Source organism: Sphingomonas sp., from assembly GCF_048594985.1.
Classification (GTDB): Bacteria; Pseudomonadota; Alphaproteobacteria; order Sphingomonadales; family Sphingomonadaceae; genus Sphingomonas_I.
The window spans coordinates 1-2,339 of sequence record NZ_JBMDXG010000156.1 but is presented as its reverse complement, the minus strand read 5'-3'; the positions used below and the strand labels follow the sequence as shown (position 1 = coordinate 2,339).

4 protein-coding genes and 1 tRNA gene are annotated in these 2,339 nt (G+C 67.3%); 1 reads left to right on the top strand and 4 read right to left on the bottom strand.

Annotated features, from left to right (window positions below; all coding sequences use genetic code 11):
- Nucleotides 1-31: 31 nt before the first annotated feature.
- A complete protein-coding gene (locus tag ACOJSF_RS06080) occupies nucleotides 32-439 on the bottom strand; it encodes a DUF3775 domain-containing protein (protein ID WP_420141328.1) in 408 nt (135 codons plus the stop codon).
- Between the two features lie 140 nt (nucleotides 440-579).
- Between ACOJSF_RS06080 and ACOJSF_RS06075 the strand changes: the two genes are divergently transcribed.
- Nucleotides 580-656: transfer RNA gene (locus tag ACOJSF_RS06075), tRNA-Met, on the top strand.
- A 20-nt stretch (nucleotides 657-676) separates the two neighbouring features.
- Here the strand turns inward: ACOJSF_RS06075 and ACOJSF_RS06070 are convergent.
- The 3 genes from ACOJSF_RS06070 to ACOJSF_RS06060 form a co-directional block, all read right to left on the bottom strand.
- Nucleotides 677-1,183, bottom strand: coding sequence for a 2'-5' RNA ligase family protein (locus ACOJSF_RS06070; protein WP_420141327.1), 507 nt, complete (start codon nucleotides 1,181-1,183; stop codon nucleotides 677-679).
- A complete protein-coding gene (locus ACOJSF_RS06065; RefSeq protein WP_420141326.1) occupies nucleotides 1,176-1,760 on the bottom strand; it encodes a PRC-barrel domain-containing protein in 585 nt (194 codons plus the stop codon). The genes ACOJSF_RS06070 and ACOJSF_RS06065 overlap by 8 nt, the downstream gene beginning before the upstream one ends.
- A gap of 74 nt (nucleotides 1,761-1,834) precedes the next feature.
- Nucleotides 1,835-2,339 (bottom strand): KUP/HAK/KT family potassium transporter (locus ACOJSF_RS06060; RefSeq protein ID WP_420141325.1); only part of this gene is annotated, 505 nt, incomplete at its 5' end.

Here is a 2,339-nt window from a genome sequence, read left to right as displayed (position 1 = left end):
GATGGCGGTGAATATGCGATCCACCGGCCGATCAGTCGATCTGGCCGATACCGTCGCAGCTCAGCTCGAACGCGGCGAGACCCGCCTCCAGATAGGCGGCAAGCGTGGGCATATCCAGAAGTTGGTCGATCGGCTCTTCCGCATCGGGGTCGGCCGCGGCCTCCAGCGCCTCGTCCCATTCGCTCGCATCATAGGTGCCGCGCCCGACCCAGGCGAGCGCGAGCAGTTCCTGCACCTGATCCTCGCCCAGGTCGTCGAGCAGCGCCATCACCTCCTCCTCGACCGCCTCGTTCGCCTCGTCCTCCAGCACCGCGAATTCGTCGTCCGAATCGGTCGGGTCCGCTTCGTCATCATTCTCGATAGCGGGAACCTGCGCCTCCAGTTCACGGGCCCGGATGATGAGGCGGCAGATTGTTTCAAGCGGCGTGATCGGGTCCATGGCATGATCCTTACCTGGGAGGTCTCGACGCGCGAACGTGGCGGCGAGCGGCGGGTTCCCGCGTGACCGCCTTCCGTGGTTGACCATGGCCGGCGCGCTGCTATAGGCCGCGCCTCACGCCGATAGGCGTCGCCCGATGGGGCGGAGTAGCTCAGCTGGTTAGAGCAGCGGAATCATAATCCGCGTGTCGGGGGTTCAAGTCCCTCCTCCGCTACCACCTGGCCGACAAGGCCTCCCTCAACGAAACATGTGGCGCGAAATTGGGTCCCACGGCCCGCCGCGATACGCCCAGGTCGCCAGCCCCGCGATATGGAGCGCGCGCCGACTCCACTCCGCTTGCAATGTCGACTGGAGCGCGCGTGCCGCTTGCGGATCGACCTTGTTCTGGATGGTGACGTGCAGGCGCCAGCCCGCCTGGTCCTGCGGAACCAGCAGCCCCGCCAATGCATCGGCGAGCGTCTCCCGGATCGCCGATAATTCGGGCGCGCCGACCGCGATCGCCGTGCCGCGACCGAGACTGAACAGTCCAGTGGCCTCCGCCTTCGGCGCCGGCCGCGCCGTGACGTGGGCCAGCAGGCGTTTCACCTCCTCCAACGCGGAGGGAGGCAGATGGTGAAACAGGGTGAGATGCGCCGCCACTACGTTGCGTTCGGGCGGGAAATGCGCGCGTCGCAGGCCGTCCAGCCAGGCGAAGTCCGCCGATCCGAACAGGGCCGTGACGATGATCGGCGCGGGATCACGCAACCAGGGCGGCCTCCGCGCTGGCCGGCCATTCGCCCGGCGGCAACACGCGCCGCGCGGCGAGCGCGTCGGCCGAAAGGCGACTGACGAAGCCGTCCTCGCCTAACGAGACCTCGTCCCAGCGCATGGCGTGCAGCCGCTCGCCCAATCCGGCGATCCCGCCCGCGCGAACCACCAGATAGGCGACCTGGCCGCGCCCGCAGCTCGCCATCGCATCGACTACGGTCGCGATCGGATCGCCGCCCGCATCGCGCACCGCCATCCCCTCGAGCGTGCCGAGTGGAAACAGCGCCGGCGTGGGCGCGTCAGCGCTTCGCCGCCGCGCTTCCTCGGCGCCGCTGTCGTAGCGCGCCTTGCGCCCCAGCCAGCGCCACACACCGACCAGATCGACCAGCAGGAGGAAGGCGTTGCTGATGAGCAGATTCTGCTGCCCGGTCGCGGCCGCAACGATCATCCAGGCAATCGCGCCGATCGAGAAGACGGCGAAGCCCCACCCGGTGACGCGCGACCCGAGATTGGCGGCCGTCATGATCGCGGCGATCATCGTGGCGGCCGGCGCGATCCAGCTTGCTAGCTCCAAGGCCTCTCTCCCTGTTCAGGCGGGTGCCGAACGTCGTGGGAACGCAAGATGATCCACCTCGCGCGAGGCGGGCGCTAGATTTCGACCTGGCTGCCCAGTTCGACCACGCGATTGGTGGGCAGACGGAAGAATTCCATCGCGCTTTCCGCGTTGCGCAGCATCCACGCGAACAGTTTCTCGCGCCACAGCGCCATGCCGGGGTGGGGCGAGGCGATGAGCGTCTGGCGCGCCAGGAAGAAGCTCGTCTCCATCATCCGGAACTTCGCGCCGCACTCGTCGACCGTTGCCAGCGCCGCCGGCACGTCGGGTTCTTCCATGAAGCCGTAATGGAGGATCAGCCGGTAGAAACCCTGTTCCAGGTCTTCCATTTCGGTCCGCTTGAACTGCGGCACGTAGGGCACGTCCTCGATCTTCACGGTCAGCAGCACGACGCGCTCGTGCAGCACCTTGTTGTGCTTGAGGTTGTGGAGCAGCGCGTGAGGAACACCCTTGGCGCTCGACGTCATGAAGACCGCGGTACCGGGGACGCGTACGGCGCTTCCGGCGGCGGATTTGACGAACACCTCCATCGGCAGGCTG

Coding starts and splice junctions, on each gene's coding strand:
- ACOJSF_RS06080 (WP_420141328.1), bottom strand. CDS start 439: ATGGACCCGATCACGCCGCTTGAAACAATCTGCCGCCTCATCATCCGG.